Genomic DNA, 19,922 nt, shown 5'->3' on the forward strand with positions numbered 1-19,922 from the left:
GCGCTGGGTCTCTGCCTGGAGCGGATCATCGGAGGGGCGCTCGGCCATTTCATGGGCATCCAGGAGGCGCGCCAGCTCCTGACCGGCGCCGAGGCGGACTATCGCGACCTCGTCCAGGAAGCCCAGCGCATCGTGCCGGCACAGACCATCGCCGACGTGTTCCGCCGCCTGGTCGACGAGCGGGTCGCCCTGAAACCGATCCGCCTCATCCTCGGCGCGCTGGTCGAGGCCGGCCCGCGCGAACAGGATCCGGGCCTGCTGACCGAACATGTGCGCGCGGCCCTGCGCCGGCAGATCTCCCACAGCCACGCCGTCGCAGGGCGCCTGCTGCCGGTCCTCGTCGTCGAGCGCGAGGCCGAGGACCTGATCCGCGCCTCGGTCCGCGAAACCCCGATCGGCCCCTATCTCTCCCTGCCCGAGGACGCGCTCGCCATGCTGCTCGACGATATCCGCCGACCGCTGCAGGACGGCGCCCACCCGGCCCTCCTCACCTCGTTCGACGTCCGGCGCCTGCTGCGCGGCCTGCTCGTCCGCCACGAAATCGACCTGCCGGTGCTGTCCTACCAGGACCTCTCCTCCGAAATCTCGGTGCAGCCCATGGGCTCGATCAATTGCGTGGCCCGCCCCCCCGGCGCCAAGCCACTCCATCTCGTCACCGGGGCCGCAGACAGCTCCAATGCCGCAGAATAGGATGGGCCTGACACCCGTCCGGCGCCGCCCGGCAGCGCGGCGGCTCGCCGCTCTCGCGATCCTTTGTCTGTCCCTGCTAGGCGGAGCCGTTCCCGTACCGGCCGGCGCCCAGACGGTCGATCCACCGTCGCCGGCCAGCCAGGGCACCGTCATGCTCGGCCTCGGCCATGGCCGGATCTTCCGCTTCGCCGAACCGGTCGAGACCGCGATCATCGGCGATCCCCATATCGCCGACCTGCGCATCGTCTCGCCCCAGCTCATCTACGTCTTCGGCAGCGCGGTCGGCACCACCAACCTGCTCGCCGTCGGCGCCGGCAACAAGCAACTGGGCTCGATCGACCTGCAGGTCGCCCGCGATGCCGCGACCGCCAAGACCGCGATGCAGGGGCTGCAACCGCGATCGACGGTCGATCTCCGCTTCCTGGGCGACCATCTGGTCGTCACCGGCGCCGCCCACAGCGTCGGCGAGGCGATCGACGACAGCATGGTCGCCGCCAATGCCGTGCCCGACGCGAAGGAGCCGATCGACCGCTCCTCCCTCGCGGCCGCGACCCAGATCAATCTCAGGGTCCGGTTTGCGGAAGTGTCGCGCACCAGCATCCGCAATCTTGGCATCAACTGGCAGGCCATGCTCAATCCCGGCAACTTCCTGGTCGGCCTCACGACCGGCAGCTTCCTGCCGGGCGGCGCCAACACCACGACCAATACCTTCGGCACCGTCACCGGCGGCTTCCATGCCGGCTCGACCAATATCGACGTGCTGCTCGACGCCCTGCAGCGCGAACAGGCGCTGACCATGCTGGCGGAACCCAACCTCACGACGGTCAGCGGACAGACCGCGAGCTTCCTCGCCGGCGGCGAGGTGCCGATCCCGGTGCCGCAGGGCAACCAGGTGGTGAGCATCGAATACAAGCCGTTCGGCATCTCGCTCGCCTTCACCCCGACCCTGCTCGACCACGACCGCATCGGCATCCGGGTGAAGCCCGAGGTGAGCTCGATCGTCCAGAACAGCACGGTGACCGTGAACGGCTTCAACGCGCCCACCTTCTCGGTCCGGCGCGCCGAGACCACGGTCGAGCTCGGCAGCGGCCAGAGCTTCGCGATCGCCGGCCTGTTCCAGCACAATGTCAGCGACAATCTCGACAAGCTGCCGGGCGTCGGCGACCTGCCGGTGCTGGGCGCGCTGTTCCGCTCCTCGCAATACCAGCGCGACGAAAGCGAACTCGTCATCCTGATCACCGCCTACCTGGTCCACCCCGTGGCGGAGCCGCGACTGGCGGAACCGACCGACCGGATCGATCCGCTCGCCGATGCGACGCTCAATCCGCGCCAGCAGAGCCTGCCGGGCGCCGGGCTCGCCGGCTTCATCATCAACTGAGCGAGACTCCCGATGCCGCGGCTTTCCTTCATCGTCGGACTGATGCCGCTCGTGGCCCTGCTCGGCGCCTGCGTGCCGGTGGCTGAGGCGCCGCCCGACGACGCGTTCCATGCCGAACGGATCGAGGTGCGCCATCAGGCCATCCTGGCGGACGGAGGCGCGGCGCTGGCCCCGGGCGAAGACGCGGCCCTCGCCACTTTCCTCGCGCACAACGGCGCGAGCGATGCCGCGATCCGCGTCGATGCGACCGGGCCGTCGGCCGCGGCCGCCCAGGCGACCATGCTCCGCGCTGTCAAGCGCACCGGCGCCATCGCCGTGCCGGGGGACTTGGCCGCCGGCCCGATCGACCAAGCCGTCGTGATCGTTGCGCGCAAGGCCTACGTCTCGGCCGCCTGCGCCGTCGACGCAGCACCCATGCTCGGCGGCCTGCGCCCGGCAGGCTGCAGCAACGCCCTCAATCTGCGGGCAATGGTCGATGCCCCCGGCGACCTGGTTCACGGCCGCGCCCCGGGACCCGCCCCGGCCGGCCCGATCGGCCACGCAGCGCTCCGCTACCTGAAAGACGGCGGCGAGGCGACCATGAGCCCCGATGCCGCCGCCAACCTCGCCACCAACACATCCCAAACCGCGGCCCCGACAACCCCGCATTGACATCCCAGGCGAGATGGGCGGGGCGAACCGTAACGACCAGCCCACCGTGAAACAGCCGATCCGGCGATGACGTCGAACCCATGGACACCCCCGTCGCCCATGGATGGCAGCTTTATGCCTTCGACTAAGGCCAGCTAATTCGATCCGTGTCGGCCGGGCACCGACATCTTGGGTCTCCGCGGCCGCTCCGGTTCGAAATGATGTTGCAAACCGGTCGACGGCACCACAGATCTTCCAAGGAACCAGCGTCAGGAAAACTAATGTCCGGCCACAAGCTGCCGCCACTGAACGCGCTCCGCGCCTTCGAAGCCACGGCGCGGCATCTTTCCGTGAAGAACGCTGCGGAAGAATTATGCGTCACGCCGGGTGCCGTCAGCCAGATGCTGAAGACCCTCGAGCTGCATTTCGGCGTCGCCCTGTTCCGGCGGGTCAACCGGGGCATTCTCCTGACCGACGCCGGCCAGAACTACCTGCCGCCGGTGCGCAACGCTTTCCGGCAGATCGTCGAGGCCAGCCGACGCGTGACCCCGGCGGCCGACACCGGGATCCTGACCGTCAGCGTCACGCCGTTCTTCGCCACCGCCTGGCTGGTGCCTCGCCTGACGACGTTCCAGGACGCCCACCCCGACATCGATCTGCAGCTGGTCACGGGGCCGGCGCTCGTGGATTTTTCACGAGACGGGGTCGATCTCGCGGTTCGCCATGGCCTCGGTCGTTACCCGGGCCTGCGCAGTGAGCGCGTTTTGACGGTCGAAGTGGTGCCGGTCGCCGCCCCGGGGCTGGTGGCGCGCCATGGCCATCCGGAACGCCCCGCCGACTTGGTGCGCTGGCCCCATGTCCATGACGCGGATCGCAAGGGCTGGCACCTGTGGTTCCAGGCGCAGGATGTGGACGAGATCGGGGCGCCGCGCGGACCCGCATTCGACGATCCGGGCCTGTTGCTGCAGGCCGTGCTCGGCGGCCAGGGGGCCGGCATGCTGCCCGCCGCGATGGTGGCGCTCGAACTCGCGGAGGGACGGCTGGTCAAGCTGGCCGATGCGGCGTGGCTCGAGGATTTCGCCTATTACCTTGTCTATCCGGAAGGCAATCGCCGCCAATCCAAGGTCGCTGCCTTCCGCAGCTGGATCCTGGACGCCGCGAATGGTCCGGTCCCGGCGTGAGCGATTGCGGATCGCCGGTCAGGATCGGGCGGCGTCGGCGACCTGGCCTGGCAAAGCGAGGCGCAGCTTCGCGGCGAGCCCGTCCCGGCGAAAGGGCTTTTGCAGGACCCAGGCCTCGCCCCGCAGGCTTTCGACATCCGCGAAGCCGGTGACGAAGATGATCGGCAGGCCGGGCCGCATGTGACGGGCGCACCGCGCGACTTCCGCGCCGTTCAGCTCGGGCATGGCAAAATCGGTGATGACGAGGTCGATCGACCGGTCGGCCGCGAGATGGTCGAGCGCCTGATGGCCATTCTCCGCCGACAGGACCGAAAATCCCAGGCTGTCGACCATTTCCGCCACGGTCTCCCGGACGCTCGGATCGTCGTCGACGACCAGGATCCTGGTCGGCCTGGGATCCATGGACGCCGTCGGGGCCGGGGTGACGATGGGCGCCTCGGCCGTCGCCGCCACGATGCGCGGCAGGTAGATCCGGACGATCGTGCCCTGGTCGACCGCCGTTTCGATGCGGATGCCGCCGCTCGACTGCTGGACCATGCCGTAGACCTGGCTGAGGCCGAGCCCGGTGCCCTTGCCCGGCGGCTTGGTCGTGAAGAACGGGTCGAACGCGCGCGCCAGTACGTCGTCGGTCATGCCGGTGCCGGTGTCGCCCACGGAGATCAGCACATATTCGCCTGCCGGCAGATCGTCGTGCCGCACGGGCTCGCCGATCGCCGCATTGTCGGTCGCGATGGTCAGCACGCCGCCGGCGGGCATGGCGTCGCGGGCATTGATCGCCAGATTGAGCACGACCAGTTCGATCTGCACCGGATCGACCAGGGCGCGCCACAGGTCCGCACGCAGCGCCAGCTCGACCCGGATCGTGCCGCCCAGCGTGCTGCGCAGCATCTCGGTCATGTTGCCGATCAGCCCGTTCAAGTCGACCGCTTCGGGCGATAAATGCTGCTTGCGGGAAAAGGCCAGCAACTGGCCGGTCAGCGTGGCGGCCCGATCGACCGCCTTCTGGATCGCCGCGAGCGACCGTTCGGTTCGCGCGCTCTGCTTCTCGAAATTCAGGAATTCGAGATTGCCCATGATCGCGGTCAGCAGGTTGTTGAAATCATGGGCGATGCCCGTGGTCAACTGACCGACCGCATCGAGCTTCTGCGACTGGTAGAGCTGGCCCTCGGCGCGTTCGCGAGCGAGCACGGCTTCGGCCTTCTCGCCCAACGCGCGGCTCAGGCTCTCGTAGGTGCCGAATTGGCGGGCCAGCGCCCAGGCGACCAGGGCGACGGCGAGGGCGCACAGGATGCCGGCGACGCCGATGACGCTCGACGTTTGCCGCCAGTCGGCCAGGATATCGTCGAGCGAACGGGTGACGTTCACGACCATCGGATAGTCCCGCAAGGCGCGAGTCGCCACGATCCGGCTGTAGCCGTCGATCGAGGCAGCGGTCTCGTAGACGCCGACGTCGCTGTGCAACAATGTCTCGGTGAAGGATTTGATCTGAAAGATCTTGCCGATGCCCTCGATCGAGGGGTAGCGCGCCAGCAGGATGCCGTCCCGACGCCACAAGCTGATGCCGCTGCCCGGTCCCAGCTGCAGAGCCTTATACAGATCCTCGAAATAGCTGAGGTTGATCGCCCCCAGCACCAGGCCGACGAACCGGCCCGAGGGATCGCTGATCCGGCGCGCGACATAGAGCGTCCAGGTCCCCGTGCCGCGATTCTCGACCGGTGCGCTCAGGTAGGGGCGGGATGTCGCCGTGTCGCGCAACGCCTGGAAATAATCGCGGTCGGCCACGTTGACCGTGGGGATGGGGTAGTAACGGGAAAAATTGATCAGATGGCCGTCGGCCGCGATCATGGTCACCGCGTCGAGCTGCGGCACGTCGGCCGCCCGGGCCTTCAACTGCCGATAGGTCATGGAGCCCGCTTCGACCCGTTCGAAATCCTCGGCCGACTCCACGCCGTCAGCCTTCACCTGATCGACGATGCCGCCGAGGATGAGGTCGACCCCCTGGATCGCCCGCGCCGTCTGTTCGGCCAGCGACAGGTTGAGCGTCATCAATTCGCGCTTGGAGTCGGCGATCTCCTTGGCGCGGGTTTCCAGGATGACGAACAGGGTGGTCGCCAGGACCAGCATCGCCAGAAAGGCGCCGCCTGCGATCGCCCAGCGGGTCGGCCGGCTGTCGCGCCATTGACGAGCCCAGTCGCGGCCCGTCATCGGCACGATCCCCGTCTTTCCATTCCCGTCTTCATCCGAGGCCGCTCCAGATCGGGCATGGCCATATCATACCGATACAGGGCAGACCCTGTCTCGGTACGCGTTTCGCGATCATGGCGGCTGGCTTATGATCCGCTACCTCGATCCATCGTTTCGTTTCTCAGGAGAAGCCCATGCCCCTCGTCCGCATCGACCTTCCGGCCGGCAGACCGGCGGAATATCACGCCGCCGTCGGGGACGTGATCTATACGGCCATGCTCGAGACCATCAACGTGCCGAAGAACGACCGTTTCCAGATCATCACTGAACATGCCGTGGGCGATCTCGTCATCGATCCGACCTACCTGGACATTCAGCGCTCGAAGGACGCGATCATCATCCAGGTGACGCTCAACGAGGGGCGCACCCTCGAAATGAAGAAAGCGTTCTACAAGGCGGTCGCCGACGGGCTGCACCAGCGCATCGGCCTGCGCCGTGAGGACGTCTTCATCGGTCTGGTCGAGGTGAAAAAGGAAAACTGGTCGTTCGGCAACGGCGAGGCGCAATACGCCTGAACCCGGTCAACCCGGCGGCCCGTCCAGCTTCAGATGATCGGCCGCCTGCCCGACCGCGCTCGAGATCAGCGATGCCGCGGTCGCGGTCCGCGGGAGGTGGAATTGGGGGCCGTCGCGCAGGCGGCAAGACCGGCGGATACGACCGCGGCCGTTAAGAATTTTCGCACCGACCCCTCGCTATAAGGCTGGGCGGGCGCACTGCCGCGGGGAAGCGTTCCTTGGCGCAGACGTCGCAGCCCGTGGCATTCCGGTACCGCCGGCGATCGGCCAGAGGAGAATTCGCATGGGGAAATATCTGGTTACCGGAGGCTGCGGCTTCATCGGATCCCACCTGATCGAAAGCCTGGAGCGGGACGGCCATACGGTCCGGGTGCTCGACGACCTGTCAACGGGCAAGCGCGAGAACCTGCCGCCGACGGCCGAACTCGTCGTCGGCGACGTCGCCAACGCCACGCTCGTGCGCCAGGCGATGGTGGGGGTCGACGGCTGCTTCCATCTGGCGGCGATCGCGTCGGTCGAGCGTGGCAACCTCGATTGGCTGGGGACCCACGCGGCGAACCTGACCGGCGCCATCGCCGTGTTCGATGCGGCACGGGTGCCGGGCGGCACGGGTATCCCGGTGGTCTATGCTTCGTCGGCCGCGGTCTATGGCGACGAGCCGGCCATGCCGCTGACCGAGCAGTCGCCGACCCGCCCGCTGTCGGCGTATGGCGCCGACAAGTTCGGGTGCGAGCTGCATGCCCGGGTCGCCGGCGTGGTCCATGGCGTGCCGACCGCCGGCATGCGCTTCTTCAACGTCTATGGCCCGCGCCAGGACCCGAAGTCGCCCTATTCCGGCGTCATCTCGATCTTCTGCGACCGGCTGGGCGCGCACCGGCCGATCACGATCTTCGGCGACGGTCAACAGACGCGCGACTTCGTCTATGTGCTCGATGTCGTGGCGAGCCTGCGCGCCGCCATGACGGGCATCGCGGGTAAACCCGGCGTCGCGACCGGCGTCTACAACGTCTGCACCGGCCGATCGACTTCGGTCGTCGACCTGGCCCGGACCATTGCCGGCCTGTGCGGCATCGACGCCGAGATCACGTTCGCGACGCCGCGCGCCGGCGAGATCCGGGTCTCGCTGGGCGCGCCCGACAAGCTTCGCTCGGAACTCGGCATCGACTGTCGCACCGAGATCGCCGATGGTTTGCGCGCGACGCTCGACAGCCTCAAGAATCGATAGCGGGACGAGGGCGGTACCCCCGCCCTCGTCCCGCATCAGGGTGTGGGAAAGTTCGGCGGCAGGTTGGACGGCCGATAGGTCGTATCGCCTTGCCAGCGCGCCACCACATGGGTCGAGATCACCGCCCCCGGGGGAATCGGCCGGGTTGCCGGCGGACCCCAGACGACCGTCCAGGCGTCATGGATCGGCCCCAGCGCAAGTTTGGGGTCGAGCGTCGTGTAGCGCTGGTACATCGCGGGATCGATCAGCACGCCCTGCGACTGCGCGCGCTCCATCATCCAGCCGAGGGTCAGGTCCGACAGACCACTGTCGGGCCAGCCGCCGCCGACATCGCCGTGGTTGCCGGCAAACCATTGCTGGTCGATCGTCTGCCCGGGTGCGGGCGCCGATGTCCACAGGGTCGCCGGAAACTCGAACCGGCGCTCGTTGATCGATACGGCGTGGTAGGCGGCCTTGACGTCCGGATGCAGCGAGGTGTCGAGAAAGCCGTAGAACTGGGCGTTGAAGCCCTGGAAGATGTCGCCCGGAATGCCCAGCGCCCCGACCGTGTCCCAGACGCCGACGACGGCAATGTCGATGTTTCCGGCGGTACCGCCGATTCTGTTGCCGTATTTGGCCCCGAGTGCCTCGAGCAGGGCTCGCCGGTTCGTGCCTGCCCGATAGGCGTCGAATGCATCCTCGGTCGTCTGGTCGACGAATTTGTCCGGATCGGGCAGGCCACAGACGGCGACCATGCCGGCCAGGCTGCGCGCGGTATAGGCGCCGCGGCTGAAGCCGAAGATGAAGATCTGGTCGCCGTCCTGGTAGCTATGGGCGATCTTGGTGTAGCCGTCCTTGATCTTGCCGAACAACCCGTCGCCGATCGCGCCACCGGCCAAACGCTCGAAGGCCGTTCCGTCGACGCCGACGCCATCGTCGTAGAACGGCAGCTGGTTCGAGCTGGTGACGAGGCTCTTGTAGAGCTTGTAGACGTTGGTATCGGCCGGTTGACCATCCGCCGTCTGGTCTGGATGGTTCCAGGTGCCATCCAAGCAAACGACGATATTCTTCGCCATCAACGCCTCCCCCGCAGGTTTATCCTACGATAGTACGCGGAAAGTGCGCATCTTCAATGACGGCGATCTATCGGGTCGGCACCGGCTCGGACGGCACCAGGCGCAGGAAGCTGGCGATGCTGGCGGCACCGGCGAATCCGGCGCCCAGCGCCAAGGCCAGGGCGGCACCCTGAGTGGACGAAAGGCCGAAGCACAGTGCCACCAGGGCGGCGCCCGTGCTCTGGCCCAGCAGCCGGGCGGTGGCGACGATGCCGCTCGCCCCGCCGCTGCGGCCGGGCGGCGCGCTCGCCATCAGCGCCTTGAGGTTGGGCGACTGGAAAAAGCCGAAGCCGAAGCCGCAGATCGCCATGCGCCAGCCGATGTCGAGCACGGTCGGATGGACCGGCAAGAGCGCCAGCAGCGCCATGCCCAGGCACAGCATCGCCAGGCCGAAGCCGCCGAGGATAGCCGGCGAATAGCGGTCGGACATCCGCCCGGCGATCGGCACGACGATGGCGACGACCACGGGCCAGGGCGTCATCAGCAACCCGGTCTCGACCTGGGTGCGGCCGAGCGCACCCTGGAAATAGAACGGCAAGGAGACGAATGCCAGGCCCTGGGCCGCGAAGGAACAGACGGCGGTCACGGCCGAAAGCGCGAACACCGGCCGGCGGAACAGGTCGACCGGCAGCATCGGCGCCGGATGGGCAGCCTGCCGGCGCAGCAGGAACAGGCCGAACAGGCCGGCGCCCAGGAATTCCGCCACGATCGAAGTCGGCGAGGCCTGATGGCCGGCCTCGCCGATCGCGACGATCAGCAGGCCGAAGGTGCCGGCGTTCAGGACTGCGCTCGCGATGTCGAACCGGTAGGTCGCCCGGTCGGAATGGGGCAGGGCCGGGATGGCGAGTGCGATCGCGAACAGGCCCAGTGGCACGTTGACCGCGAACAGCCATTGCCACGATGCGACCGACAGGATGGCCGAGGCGACCGTGGGACCGATGGCGAAGGACACGGCGACGACGAGCGCATTGAAGCCCACGCCGCGACCGAGCGATCGGGACGGGTAGATGAAGCGGATCAGCGCCGTGTTGACGCTCATGATGCCGCTGGCGCCGAAACCCTGGAACACGCGTGCGGCGGCCAGGGTCGGCAGCGACCAGGAGGCGGCGCAGACCAGCGAGGCGAGCGTGAAGACGGCGAGCCCGGCGATATAGATCCGCCGATAGCCGAGGATGTCGCCGAGCGAGGCCAGCGGCAGCAGGGAGACCATCAGGGCCAGCTGATAGGCATTGACCACCCAGATCGAGGCGGCGGGGCTCGCATTCAGATCGGCGGCGATGGTCGGCAGCGCGGTATTGGCGATCGCCGTGTCCAGCGTCGCCATGCCGACCGCGATGACCAGGGTCGTAACCGCCCAGCGCCGCCGCGCCGGTGGCAGACCGTCCGCCGCGACAGGCGGCGCGGCGGGCGTCTCGTCCAGTTCGTCCATCGATCACCGTGCGGGCCCAAGCGGCGGAAACTTGCATTTGCATTGATCCATGGGGCCCCACCGATGGCGAGATCGAAAAACGCAACGCTGGGTGCGGGTTGCCGGTTTTCGAGTGGCGTGAACGAACGGTTACGTGTGCTGCCGTATTGCCTGCCACACCCTTTCCGGCGTCGCCGGCATGTCGAAATGTCGGACGCCGAAGGGCGCCAGCGCGTCGACCAGAGCGTTCATCACGGCCGGCAGCGCCCCGGCGCAGCCGGCCTCGCCGCAGCCCTTTACGCCCAGCGGGTTGGTCGTGGCGGGCACCGGGTGGCTGGCGAAACGGAACGGCGGCGCGTGGATCGCACGCGGCATGGCGTAGTCCATGAACGAGCCGGTCAGCAACTGGCCCTGCTCGTCATAGACAGTGTGCTCCAGCAGCGCCTGGCCGATGCCCTGCAGCACGCCGCCATGGAGCTGGCCTTCGACCAGCAGCGGGTTGATGACCGTGCCGAAATCATTGACCATGGCATAGGCCGCGACCTCGACCACGCCGGTCTCCGGATCGATCTCGACCTCCGCCACGTGGCAACCGTTCGGGAAGGCGGAGGGTGGGTTGTCGGAGACATGGGCGACGTCGAGCGTCTCTGGCAGTTCCGGCGGCGCCTTGCCGGCCGCGACCAGCGTGCGGACCTGGCGCGCCAGCTCGATCAGCCCGATGCGCCGGTCGGTTCCGACGATGCCGAAGCCGCCGTCGGCGAATTCGATGTCGACGCTCGCCGCCTCCAGCACGAAGGCGGCGGCCTCGCGGCCCTTCTCGATCACCAGTTCGGCCGCTTCGAGCAGCGCTGTGCCGCTGGCGTTGGTCGAGCGTGAGCCGCCGGTGCCGCCGCCGGCGAGCAACTGGTCGCTGTCGCCCTGCATCAGGCGCAGCGTCTCGAACGGCACGCCAAGGTGCTCGACGACGATCTGGGCGAAGGTCGCGGCATGGCCCTGGCCATAGTCGAGCGTGCCGGTGACCATGGTGATGGTGCCGTCTTCTTCGAAGCGAAGGCCGCCCATCTCCTTGGACGGCGGCGCATTGACCTCGAGATAGCTGCCCAGGCCCCGCCCGCGCAGCCGCCCCCGGGCGGCGCTGTCCCGCCGACGCGCCTCGAACCCGTCCCAATCGGCAAGCTCCAGCGCCTGGTCGAGCAGGGCGCCGAATTCACCCGTGTCATAGGCCATGCCGGAGGGCGAGCTGTAAGGCATGGCCTCGGGTGCTATATGGTTGCGTCGACGCAGCTCGATCCGGTCGATACCCATCTCGGCAGCCGCCGTGTCGATCAGGCGCTCCATGTAGTAGTTGCCCTCGGGCCGGCCGGCGCCGCGATAGGGGCCGACCGTCGAGGTGTTGGTGAAGACGCTCTTTGAAGAGACCTCGATCAGCGGCGTGCGGTAGACGCCGAGGATGTTCTTGACCGCGTTCATGGTGATCGGCAGCGGCAGGCCCGGATAGGCCCCGGCATTGCCGTAGCCGGTCATCCGAACCGCGAGGAATCGGCCGTCGGCATCGAGCGCCAGCTCCGCATCGATGTCGTGGGCCCGGCCGTGATTGTCGGACATGAAGCTTTCCGACCGTTCGTCGGTCCATTTCACCGGCCGGCCCAGCGCACGCGCCGCATGCAGGATGCAGACATATTCCGGATAGACCCCGGCCTTCATGCCGAACGACCCGCCGACCTGGCCGGTCAGCACCCGGACCTGGGACGGCGGCACGCCCAGCACGTCGGCGGCCAGCGAATTGCGCAAGCCGAACACGCCCTGGCATCCGACGTTGAGGACCCAGCGGCCGTCCTCGATCTGGTATCGTCCGATCGCCGAGCGCGGCTCCATCGCGTTGACGATGACGCGATTGTTGACGAGGCCGAGCCGCGTCACGTGGGCGGCACGACCGAACGCAGCGGCGACGGCATCGGTATCGCCGAAATGGAAATCGAGCGCCAGGTTGCCGGGCACCTCGTCATGGACCAGCGGCGCGCCGGGCTCGCTCGCCGCGCGTGCATCGGTGACGGCGGGCAGGGGAGCGATGTCGAGCATGACCCGCTCGGCCGCGTCCTTGGCCTGCATCCTGGTCTCCGCGATCACGACCGCGACGGCCTCGCCCGCGAAGCGGACCCGCTCGGTCGGCAGTGCCGGGCGCCGCGGCGCCAGCATCGGCTTGCCGTGGCGGTCGATCGGGGTGACCGGGCACCTGAGCCCGCCATAGCCGGCGGCCGCCAGATCGGCGCCGATATAGACCGCCAGCACACCCGGCATGGCGAGCGCCTCGCTGGCGTCGATGCCGCTCAGCTGGCCATGGGCATGGGGGCTGCGCACCATGACCGCATAGGCTTGGCCGTCCAGGTTGATGTCATCGGTATAGCGGCCTGCGCCGCGCAACAGCTGGGGATCTTCGGTGCGGGTGACCCGCTGGCCGATGCCGAACGGAGACGGGGACGAAAGCATCGGATCGCTGTCAGGGGGCATTGGTTCCGTCCGGATCGATCAATGTTGGGCCGGCGCGCCGGGCTGGCGCAGCGGATGGGCGCGGGCGAATTCGTCCAGCGCCAGGCAATTCTCGACGATGCGGCTTACCGTCGGCAAGTCGCTGAAATCGACTTTGAAGCCGCGCGCGCCAGCCGCCTGGCTGACCAGGCACAGATCGGCGAAGGTCAGAGTGTCGCCATGGCAGAACAGGCCGGTCGCGGCATCGCCGGCCAGCCGCGCCTCGCCGACCGCCAGGCCTTCACGGAACCAGTGCCGGATCCAGGCGGTGCGCGCGGCCTCGTCCTGGCCCATTTCGTCGGCCAGGTAGCGGCGGATGCGCGGGGTGATCAACGGATGATGGTCGGCGGCCCAGATCAGCGACAATGCGCGTACCCGCGACCGGCCGCGCGCGTCGGCGGGCAGCAAGGGCGGGGTCGGATGGGTCTCTTCCAGATATTCCAGGATGGCAAGCGACTGGGTCAGCGGCGGCCCGTCGTCGATCCGGATCGACGGCACGGCAGCCGCCGGGTTCAGCGCCAGATAGTCCGGCGTGTGCTGCACGCCGGCGTCGATGTCGATCATCTCCTCCTCGAAGGCAAGGCCTTTGAGGTTGAGCGCCACGCGCACCCGGAACGACGCGGCGGAACGCCAAAAGCCGTACATCCTGATCATCGGCCGAGGTCTCCGGCCGTCATGCGCTGAAATCGCGCCGGCCAGTCTCCAGGCTGCAGCGTTTCCGATGATCCGTCGAGGGGCAGCCAGGACCGGTACCGCGACAAAATGGCCGCGGTACCGGGTCCGTCTCCCGGGCGTCAGCTTGCGAGCGGGCAATGGCCCTGGTTCAGGGGTCGGAAGGCCTCGGCCGCCGGGATGGTCTGGATCAGCTGGTAATAGTCCCATGGCGCCTTCGAAGCCGCCGGTGTCTTGACCTGGAACAGGTACATGTCATGGACGGCGCGACCATCGATCCGCAGGGTCGTCGTGCCGAACAGCGGATCTTCCATCGGGGCGGCGCGCATCCTGGCCAGGATCGGCCCCACCTCCTCGGTATCGGCGGCCGCCATCGCCTTCAGGTATTGCAGCACGGACGAATAGACGCCGGCCTGGTTGCCAGTCGGCATGCGGCCCTCGCGCTTGGCGCCGAAGCGCTTGGCGAAGGCACGGGTCTTGTCGTTCAGGTCCCAATAGAACGGTTCGGTCAGATAGAGGCCCTGGGCTGCCGGCAGGCCGACCGCGTTCACGTCGGTCAGCTGCATCAGCAGCGCCGCCAGCGTCTGATGTTGGGTCAGGCCGAACTCGGCCGCCTGCTTGACGGAATTGATCGTGTCGCCGACCGCGTTCGCCAGCCCGACGATCTTGGCATTCGAGGCCTGGGCCTGCAGCAGGTAGGATGAAAAATCCTGCGTGCTCGGGGGATGGCGCACGCTGCCCACGACCTTGCCGCCCGACGCGATGACCGTCGCCGCGGCGTCGCGTTCCAGCGCCTGGCCGAAGGCATAGTCGGCCGTGACGAAGAACCAGCTGTCGCCGCCCTTCTGGACCACGGCCTTGGCGGTGCCGTTCGCCAGCGCCCAGGTGTCGTAGGTCCAATGCACCGTGTTGGGCGAGCATTTCTCGCCCGTGAGGTCGGCGGTGCCGGGGCCCGACGCCAGGAACGCGGTATGCGGCGCGTTGCGCACCGCCTCGTTCACCGACAGCGCCACCGAGGAGAACGGCACGTCGACGACCGCGTCGACCTTGCCTTCCTCGACCCAGCGGCGGGCGGTGGCCGCCCCGATGTCGGCCTTGTTCTGGTGGTCGGCGACGATGACCTTGACGGGGATGCCGTTGACCTTGCCGCCGACGTCCTCGACCGCGAGCTCGGCGGCCGCTACCGAGCCGGCGCCCGTCGAGTCGCTGGCGAAGCCGGACATGTCGGTCAGCACGCCGATGGTGATCGCGTCCGATTTGATGGCGGCCTCGGCACTGCCGCTCGCCAGCAGGGCCGCACAGGCAAAGGCTGAAAACAGTTTCATGGAATCCTCCCTAAAGCGCTTCTTGGTTCGTTCGTTCATTTGCCGCGCAGGCGTTTGAGTTCGGCCGCGGCACGGTCGACCCGGACCGTGCCCTGGGCGACCAGGACACGGGCGACCTGTTCGATCTCGGCCCCCACGGCGCCCGCCATCATCGCGATGTTCTGGGCGTGCAGCGCCATATGACCCTTCTGGATGCCGGTCGTGGCCAGGGCCTTGAGCGCGCCGAAATTCTGGGCGAGGCCCACGGCCGCGATGATCCGCGCCAGTTCCTCGGCGCTATGCACGCCGAGCAGCTTCAGGCAGGCCTTGGCTGTCGGGTGCAGCTTGGTGGCGCCGCCGATCAGGCCGACGGCGAGCGGCAGCTCGATCGTGCCGCTGAGATGTCCCTCACGCGTCACCTCCCAGCGGGTCAGGCTGCCATAGTGGCCGTCGCGGGCGGCATAGGCATGGGCGCCGGCCTCGACCGCGCGCGTGTCGTTGCCGGTGGCCAGCACCACCGCGCTGACGCCGTTCATGATGCCCTTGTTGTGGGTGGCGGCGCGGTAGGGATCGGCGGCGGCGAATTGATAGGCGCTGATCATGCCGTCGCGCACGGCCTCGCCGCCGATCGCCTCGCAGGTCCAGGTCGCCCGCGCCCGTGCCAGGCGCCGGTCGGCGAGGTTGGACAGGATGCGCAGGTAGACCCGGCCGCCGGTCCAGGCGCTGATCTCCGGCGCCAGCTTTTCCGCCATGGTATTGACCGCGTTCGCGCCCATGGCGTCCCGCGTGTCGACGATCAGGTGAGTGATGACCATGGGGCCGCCCAGGGTGTCGATGACCCGCACCTCGACGTCCCGGAAGCCGCCGCCCAGTTGCAGCAGGATCGGATCGCAGGCGTCGCAGATCGCCTTGATCTCGTCGCGCCGCTCCAGGATCTTGATACGGCTGGCGAACGGGTCGCTCAAACCGACCAGCTGGATCTGCGCGATCATCAGCGCGCCCGACATGGACCCGACGAAGCCGCCGGTGTCGTAGCATTGGCGGGCCGAGTTGCAGACGGCGGCCACGACCGAGGATTCCTCCGTCGCCATCGGCACCAGCACGTCGCGGCCGTCGACCTTCATGTTCGTGGCGATGCCGATGGGAATGCTGATGGCGGAGATCGCATTCTCGATCAGATGGTCGATCAGATGCGGGTCGACCTGGCCCAGGCCGCGCAGATGGGCGACCGTGTCGGCGTCCAGATCCGCGAAACGGGCGACCGTGTCCAGCCGCTCGCCCAGCGACTGCTTGTGAAATCCGGAAATGCGGGAACTGGGACCGGTCATGGGCGCGTCTTGTCCTTCCACGGGGTGGCTCGGCCGGGAAGCGACGGGACGGGCCGCGCGAGGCGACGCCCGATGATCCTCCCAGAGTACCGCATTGGTGCGGCTGTTACGGCGCGGAGTGTCGCGTTCATCCGAGGCATCCGGAAGGGACAGTTTCCAGAAGTAGCGCAATCAGTGTACCAGTGAGATCACTGGTACAATCGCGAGCTGGAGCCATGTCGATCGAGAAGACGCCGGGGCGCTGCGCCCGGATCGTCGAGAGCGTCATCGGCCTGATCGAGGGCGGCACGCTCAAGACCGGCGAGCGGCTGCCGGCGATCCGCCGCGCAGCGGAAAATCACGGCGTGTCGAAGAACACGCTGGCCGACGCGTACGACCGGCTGGTCGCGCTCGGCTACCTGGAGGCGCGGCGGGGCTCGGGCTACTATGTCCGGCCGATCCGCCTGAAGCCGATGGCGGCCCGGCCGCCCCATGTCGCCGAGGCGCTGGACCTGGTCTCGCTGCTGCGCGAGCAGCTGGAGCAGCATTACGCGGTCCGGGTCGGCGACGGCCGGCCGCCGCCGTCCTGGATGGAGGATTCCGAGGTCGGCCGGCATCTGAACGCCGTCGGCAGCCGGCAGGGTGGCGAGGTCAGTCATGGCTACGGCCATCCGCGCGGCTTCCGACCGCTGCGCGAACGGATCGCGCTGACCTTGGCGGAGCGGTCGATCACGGCGTCGCCGGACCAGATCCTGCTGACCCAGGGTGCCAACCATGCGCTCGACCTGATCGTCCGCAACCTGGTGGCGCCGGGCGACGCGGTACTGGTCGACAGCCCGGGCTATTATCCGCTGTTCGGCAAGCTGAAGCTGGCCAAGGCCGAAATGGTCGGCATCCGGCGCCTGGCCGACGGGCCCGATCTGGCGGACCTAGCCGCCAAGGCCGCGACCACCCATGCCAAAGTCTTCTTCACCCAGTCGCTCGCGCATAATCCCACGGGCGGGTCGCTCACCCTGCCGATCGCTCATCGGATGCTGCAGATCGCCCAGCGCCATGGGTTGCACATCGTCGAAGACGATCCGTTCGCCGACGTGCTGCCACCCTCGAGCCCGCGTCTCGCAGCGCTCGACCAGCTGGAACGGGTGACCTATGTCGGCACTTTCTCCAAGACCCTGTCGGCCAGCCTGCGCGTCGGCTATATCGCGGCAGGCCAGCCGCTGGCCGACGCGCTGGCCGATCTCAAGATCCTGACCATCGTCAGCACGAGCGACCATATCGAACGGATCATCCACAACCTGATCGTCAGCGGCCAGTATCGCCGGCACCTGCAGCGCCTGCGTGCGCGCATCGAGGAGTCGACCGTCGGCGCGCTGCGGCAGCTCGATCGCCTGGGCGTCCGGATCTTCGGGGTGCCGTCGGGCGGATTCTATCTGTGGGCGCTGTTGCCGGATACGGTCGACGAGGCCGATCTGACGCGCCGTGCGGTCGAGCACGGCATCTTCATGGCGCCTGGCGCCGTCTTCATGCCGGATCGGCTGGCCGCCGGCCCGGCCATCCGCATCAACGTCGCCTATGCCAGCGACCAGCGGTTCCTGGATTTCCTGAAGATCTATCTGGCCGGAAAGTAAATCAGGCCGACGGCCAGGCCCTGAGCGTCATGGCGACGATGCTGTAGAGCGCTTCGCGGCCGGCGCCGGAGGTCGCCTGGACCGCCATGCCATGCGCCAGGGTCATGACATAGCGCGCCAGTTCGGCCGGATCGCAGTCGGCGGGCAGGTCGCCGCTGGCACGTGCCTCTTCCAGCCTGCGGCCCAGCACGGCCTCGCCGGCGACCCGGCGGCCGACCAGTTCCTGCTTGATCGGCTCCGCCTCTTCGGAGCAGGCGAGCGCGCCGTTCATGCCCATGCAGCCGGACGGATGGACCGGATCGGTCTGCGCGTCGGCAAATCCATAAAGCAGGTGGCTGACGACGGCGCGCGCGGTCGGCTGCTTCATCGCTTCGCGGGTGAAGGCCATGCAGGTACTGTCGTACCGGTCCAACGCCTTGCGGAACAGTTCTTCCTTATTGCCGAAAGTCGCATAGAGGCTGGGCCGCGTGATGCCCATGGCCTGCGTCAGGTCGGACAGCGACGTGCCCTCGTAGCCCTTGCGCCAGAACAGGTCCAAGGCGCCGTCGAGCGCGTCGTCGATGTCGAATTCGCGAGGGCGTCCCATCGCCGATCGGTCCTTATTATTTCCTACCGATCGATATGTAATGCGCTTGACAGGGGACGTCCAGTCATCCCAGCATGGCGCGTCGATCGGTCCTGTACCGGATCGGCAGGCTCCTCGCACCTGTTCGAACCGCTCGTTCGCAGTTGCAAAATAAATTCATACCAAATGGTAGGGAACCCGTTGACGTCGTCCGGTTCCCTCCCTACCTAGACGGTACTGTACCGATCGGTACGATTCGGAATCGAGCAGTTCCGATCCGCCGGCCTCCCTTTCGGTGTTCCGCGTCACGCTCCAGCGAGCGGACCCATCTGCCCTTCTCGCACCCGCCCCGCCTTGGGGGTGCCACAGGAATTCGCCATGCGCCTTTCGTTCGCCGCCGCCTTCTCCACTCTCCTGCTCGCCGGCACCGTCCTCTCCGGTTGCGGCGAGGAAGCCAAGTCCCAGCCGGCACCGCCGGCGGCGCCGACCAAGGTCGACGTGACCGGCGTCGTGTTCCGCGACCTGCATCAATGGGACGACGTCACCGGCCATCTGGAAGCGATCGATTCGGTCGAGGTGCGCGCCCGGGTCGGCGGCTTCATCGACGAGGTCAAATTCAAGGACGGCGCCAAGGTCAAGAAGGGCGAGGTGCTGTTCCAGATCGATCCCCGGCCGTTCCAGGCCGAGGTCGACCGGCTGGCGGCCGAGGTCGATCGCGCCAAGGCGAAATCGGTCGTGGCCGTCGCGGATGGCGAACGCGGCCAGCGGCTGATCGCGCAGAACGCGGTCGCCCGCAGCGAGTTCGAGCGGCTGCAGGCCGAAGCGGCGTCGGCCAAGGCCGATCTCGGTGCCGCCCAGGCCGCGCTGCGCATGGCCCAACTCAATCTGGAATTCACCCATGTGGTCTCGCCGATCGACGGCCGGGTCTCCAAGGCGATCATCACCCACGGCAATTTGGTGACGACCGCGGACCTGCTGACCCGGGTGGTGTCCGACGGCAAGCTCTACGCCTCGTTCAATACGGACGAGCAGACCTACCTGAAATATGCCGCCGCCGAGCGCGATCGCGGCGCGCCGGTCGAACTGGGCCTGATGACCGAGGATGGCTACCCTCATCACGGCACCCTGGCGTTCCTCGACAATGCGCTCGATTCCAAGAGCGGCACGATCAACGGTCGCGCCATCTTCGAGAACGAAGACGGCAGCCTGACCCCAGGCCTGTTCGCCCGCATCCGGCTGATGAGCGTCGGTACCGAAAAGGTGGCGCTGGCGCCGGAACGCGCGCTCGGCACCGATCTCGGCCGCCGCTTCGTGCTCGTGGTCGATGCCCAGCACGCGGTGCAATACCGGCCGGTGGCCCTTGGGCCTGCCGTCGGCGAGATGCGCGTCATCCGCTCCGGCCTGCAACCCGGCGACGTCGTCGTGGTGAGCGGCCTGCAGAAGGTGAAGTCCGGCGACATCGTCGATCCGGTCACGACGCCGGCTCCGCAGGTCGCAGCGCTCTACCAGTAGTTTTCGGGATCGGCAGCGGGCCCTGACGGGCCCGCACGCCCCC

At 67.9% G+C, this 19,922-nt stretch carries 16 protein-coding genes; 8 read left to right on the forward strand and 8 right to left on the reverse strand.

Translation table 11 applies throughout. From position 1 onward, the window contains the following. From VGV37_RS15980 to gcvA, 4 genes are all read left to right on the forward strand, one after another. The coding region (locus VGV37_RS15980; RefSeq protein ID WP_326880690.1) for an FHIPEP family type III secretion protein at positions 1 to 690 on the forward strand (690 nt) is incomplete at its 5' end. A gap of 1 nt (position 691) precedes the next feature. Next, entirely contained in the window at positions 692 to 2,068 is a 1,377-nt protein-coding gene (locus VGV37_RS15985; protein ID WP_326880691.1) for a type II and III secretion system protein family protein, read from the forward strand. A 12-nt stretch (positions 2,069 to 2,080) separates the two neighbouring features. Continuing rightward, the gene (locus tag VGV37_RS15990; protein ID WP_326880692.1) at positions 2,081 to 2,719 is read left to right on the forward strand and encodes a hypothetical protein; all 639 of its coding nucleotides are present in this window, start codon (positions 2,081 to 2,083) and stop codon (positions 2,717 to 2,719) included. 260 nt (positions 2,720 to 2,979) lie between these two features. Further along, on the forward strand, positions 2,980 to 3,879 hold the full coding sequence (gene gcvA, locus VGV37_RS15995) for a transcriptional regulator GcvA (RefSeq protein ID WP_326880693.1): 900 nt from the start codon (positions 2,980 to 2,982) through the stop codon (positions 3,877 to 3,879). Positions 3,880 to 3,897: 18 nt separating this feature from the next. Here gcvA and VGV37_RS16000 read toward each other — a convergent pair whose 3' ends face one another. Next, positions 3,898 to 6,084 carry a hybrid sensor histidine kinase/response regulator gene (locus VGV37_RS16000; RefSeq protein WP_326880694.1) on the reverse strand — a complete coding sequence of 729 codons (2,187 nt, stop codon included), beginning with the start codon at positions 6,082 to 6,084 and terminating at the stop codon, positions 3,898 to 3,900. Positions 6,085 to 6,257: 173 nt separating this feature from the next. Here VGV37_RS16000 and VGV37_RS16005 point away from each other — a divergent pair, with 173 nt between their 5' ends. Both VGV37_RS16005 and VGV37_RS16010 read left to right on the forward strand, forming a co-directional pair. Further along, positions 6,258 to 6,638, forward strand: coding sequence for a tautomerase family protein (locus VGV37_RS16005; protein ID WP_326880695.1), 381 nt, complete (start codon positions 6,258 to 6,260; stop codon positions 6,636 to 6,638). A 283-nt stretch (positions 6,639 to 6,921) separates the two neighbouring features. Beyond that, a complete protein-coding gene (locus VGV37_RS16010) occupies positions 6,922 to 7,863 on the forward strand; it encodes an NAD-dependent epimerase/dehydratase family protein (RefSeq protein WP_326880696.1) in 942 nt (313 codons plus the stop codon). Between the two features lie 35 nt (positions 7,864 to 7,898). On the opposite strand, the gene VGV37_RS16015 is transcribed toward VGV37_RS16010, so the two are convergent. The 6 genes from VGV37_RS16015 to VGV37_RS16040 all read right to left on the reverse strand — a co-directional run bounded on the left by VGV37_RS16015 (position 7,899) and on the right by VGV37_RS16040 (position 16,195). After that, complete coding sequence (locus VGV37_RS16015; RefSeq protein WP_326880697.1) at positions 7,899 to 8,918, reverse strand: DUF2235 domain-containing protein; 1,020 nt, start codon at positions 8,916 to 8,918, stop codon at positions 7,899 to 7,901. 67 nt (positions 8,919 to 8,985) lie between these two features. Continuing rightward, positions 8,986 to 10,386, reverse strand: coding sequence for an MFS transporter (locus VGV37_RS16020; protein WP_326880698.1), 1,401 nt, complete (start codon positions 10,384 to 10,386; stop codon positions 8,986 to 8,988). A 129-nt stretch (positions 10,387 to 10,515) separates the two neighbouring features. Further along, complete coding sequence (locus tag VGV37_RS16025) at positions 10,516 to 12,852, reverse strand: xanthine dehydrogenase family protein molybdopterin-binding subunit (RefSeq protein ID WP_326880699.1); 2,337 nt, start codon at positions 12,850 to 12,852, stop codon at positions 10,516 to 10,518. 39 nt (positions 12,853 to 12,891) lie between these two features. Continuing rightward, on the reverse strand, positions 12,892 to 13,545 hold the full coding sequence (gene maiA / locus VGV37_RS16030; RefSeq protein ID WP_326880700.1) for a maleylacetoacetate isomerase: 654 nt from the start codon (positions 13,543 to 13,545) through the stop codon (positions 12,892 to 12,894). A 140-nt stretch (positions 13,546 to 13,685) separates the two neighbouring features. Further along, a complete protein-coding gene (locus tag VGV37_RS16035) occupies positions 13,686 to 14,888 on the reverse strand; it encodes an ABC transporter substrate-binding protein (RefSeq protein ID WP_326880701.1) in 1,203 nt (400 codons plus the stop codon). A 35-nt stretch (positions 14,889 to 14,923) separates the two neighbouring features. Beyond that, entirely contained in the window at positions 14,924 to 16,195 is a 1,272-nt protein-coding gene (locus VGV37_RS16040; RefSeq protein ID WP_326880702.1) for a hydroxymethylglutaryl-CoA reductase, degradative, read from the reverse strand. 215 nt (positions 16,196 to 16,410) lie between these two features. Between VGV37_RS16040 and VGV37_RS16045 the strand changes: the two genes are divergently transcribed. After that, positions 16,411 to 17,802, forward strand: a complete 1,392-nt coding sequence (locus VGV37_RS16045; protein ID WP_326880703.1) for a PLP-dependent aminotransferase family protein — start codon at positions 16,411 to 16,413, stop codon at positions 17,800 to 17,802. A 1-nt stretch (position 17,803) separates the two neighbouring features. Here VGV37_RS16045 and VGV37_RS16050 read toward each other — a convergent pair whose 3' ends face one another. After that, positions 17,804 to 18,388: a TetR/AcrR family transcriptional regulator gene (locus tag VGV37_RS16050; RefSeq protein WP_326880704.1), complete on the reverse strand. Its 585-nt coding sequence runs from the start codon at positions 18,386 to 18,388 to the stop codon at positions 17,804 to 17,806. 357 nt (positions 18,389 to 18,745) lie between these two features. On the opposite strand from VGV37_RS16050, the gene VGV37_RS16055 reads away from it, so the two are divergent. Beyond that, positions 18,746 to 19,879 carry an efflux RND transporter periplasmic adaptor subunit gene (locus VGV37_RS16055; RefSeq protein ID WP_326880705.1) on the forward strand — a complete coding sequence of 378 codons (1,134 nt, stop codon included), beginning with the start codon at positions 18,746 to 18,748 and terminating at the stop codon, positions 19,877 to 19,879. The last annotated feature ends 43 nt before the right edge of the window (positions 19,880 to 19,922 follow it).

Origin of the sequence: Aliidongia sp. (genome assembly GCF_035943795.1) — a bacterium.
GTDB lineage: Bacteria > Pseudomonadota > Alphaproteobacteria > ATCC43930 > CGMCC-115725 > Aliidongia.

What these genes read in the sequence shown, in the direction of transcription:
- VGV37_RS15985 (WP_326880691.1), top strand. Translation starts at nt 692, where the DNA reads ATGGGCCTGACACCCGTCCGGCGCCGCCCGGCAGCGCGGCGGCTCGCC.
- VGV37_RS15990 (WP_326880692.1), top strand. Translation starts at nt 2,081, where the DNA reads ATGCCGCGGCTTTCCTTCATCGTCGGACTGATGCCGCTCGTGGCCCTG.
- gcvA (WP_326880693.1), top strand. Translation starts at nt 2,980, where the DNA reads ATGTCCGGCCACAAGCTGCCGCCACTGAACGCGCTCCGCGCCTTCGAA.
- VGV37_RS16000 (WP_326880694.1), bottom strand. Translation starts at nt 6,084, where the DNA reads ATGACGGGCCGCGACTGGGCTCGTCAATGGCGCGACAGCCGGCCGACC.
- VGV37_RS16005 (WP_326880695.1), top strand. Translation starts at nt 6,258, where the DNA reads ATGCCCCTCGTCCGCATCGACCTTCCGGCCGGCAGACCGGCGGAATAT.
- VGV37_RS16010 (WP_326880696.1), top strand. Translation starts at nt 6,922, where the DNA reads ATGGGGAAATATCTGGTTACCGGAGGCTGCGGCTTCATCGGATCCCAC.
- VGV37_RS16015 (WP_326880697.1), bottom strand. Translation starts at nt 8,918, where the DNA reads ATGGCGAAGAATATCGTCGTTTGCTTGGATGGCACCTGGAACCATCCA.
- VGV37_RS16020 (WP_326880698.1), bottom strand. Translation starts at nt 10,386, where the DNA reads ATGGACGAACTGGACGAGACGCCCGCCGCGCCGCCTGTCGCGGCGGAC.
- VGV37_RS16025 (WP_326880699.1), bottom strand. Translation starts at nt 12,852, where the DNA reads ATGCTTTCGTCCCCGTCTCCGTTCGGCATCGGCCAGCGGGTCACCCGC.
- maiA (WP_326880700.1), bottom strand. Translation starts at nt 13,545, where the DNA reads ATGATCAGGATGTACGGCTTTTGGCGTTCCGCCGCGTCGTTCCGGGTG.
- VGV37_RS16035 (WP_326880701.1), bottom strand. Translation starts at nt 14,888, where the DNA reads ATGAAACTGTTTTCAGCCTTTGCCTGTGCGGCCCTGCTGGCGAGCGGC.
- VGV37_RS16040 (WP_326880702.1), bottom strand. Translation starts at nt 16,195, where the DNA reads ATGACCGGTCCCAGTTCCCGCATTTCCGGATTTCACAAGCAGTCGCTG.
- VGV37_RS16045 (WP_326880703.1), top strand. Translation starts at nt 16,411, where the DNA reads ATGTCGATCGAGAAGACGCCGGGGCGCTGCGCCCGGATCGTCGAGAGC.
- VGV37_RS16050 (WP_326880704.1), bottom strand. Translation starts at nt 18,388, where the DNA reads ATGGGACGCCCTCGCGAATTCGACATCGACGACGCGCTCGACGGCGCC.
- VGV37_RS16055 (WP_326880705.1), top strand. Translation starts at nt 18,746, where the DNA reads ATGCGCCTTTCGTTCGCCGCCGCCTTCTCCACTCTCCTGCTCGCCGGC.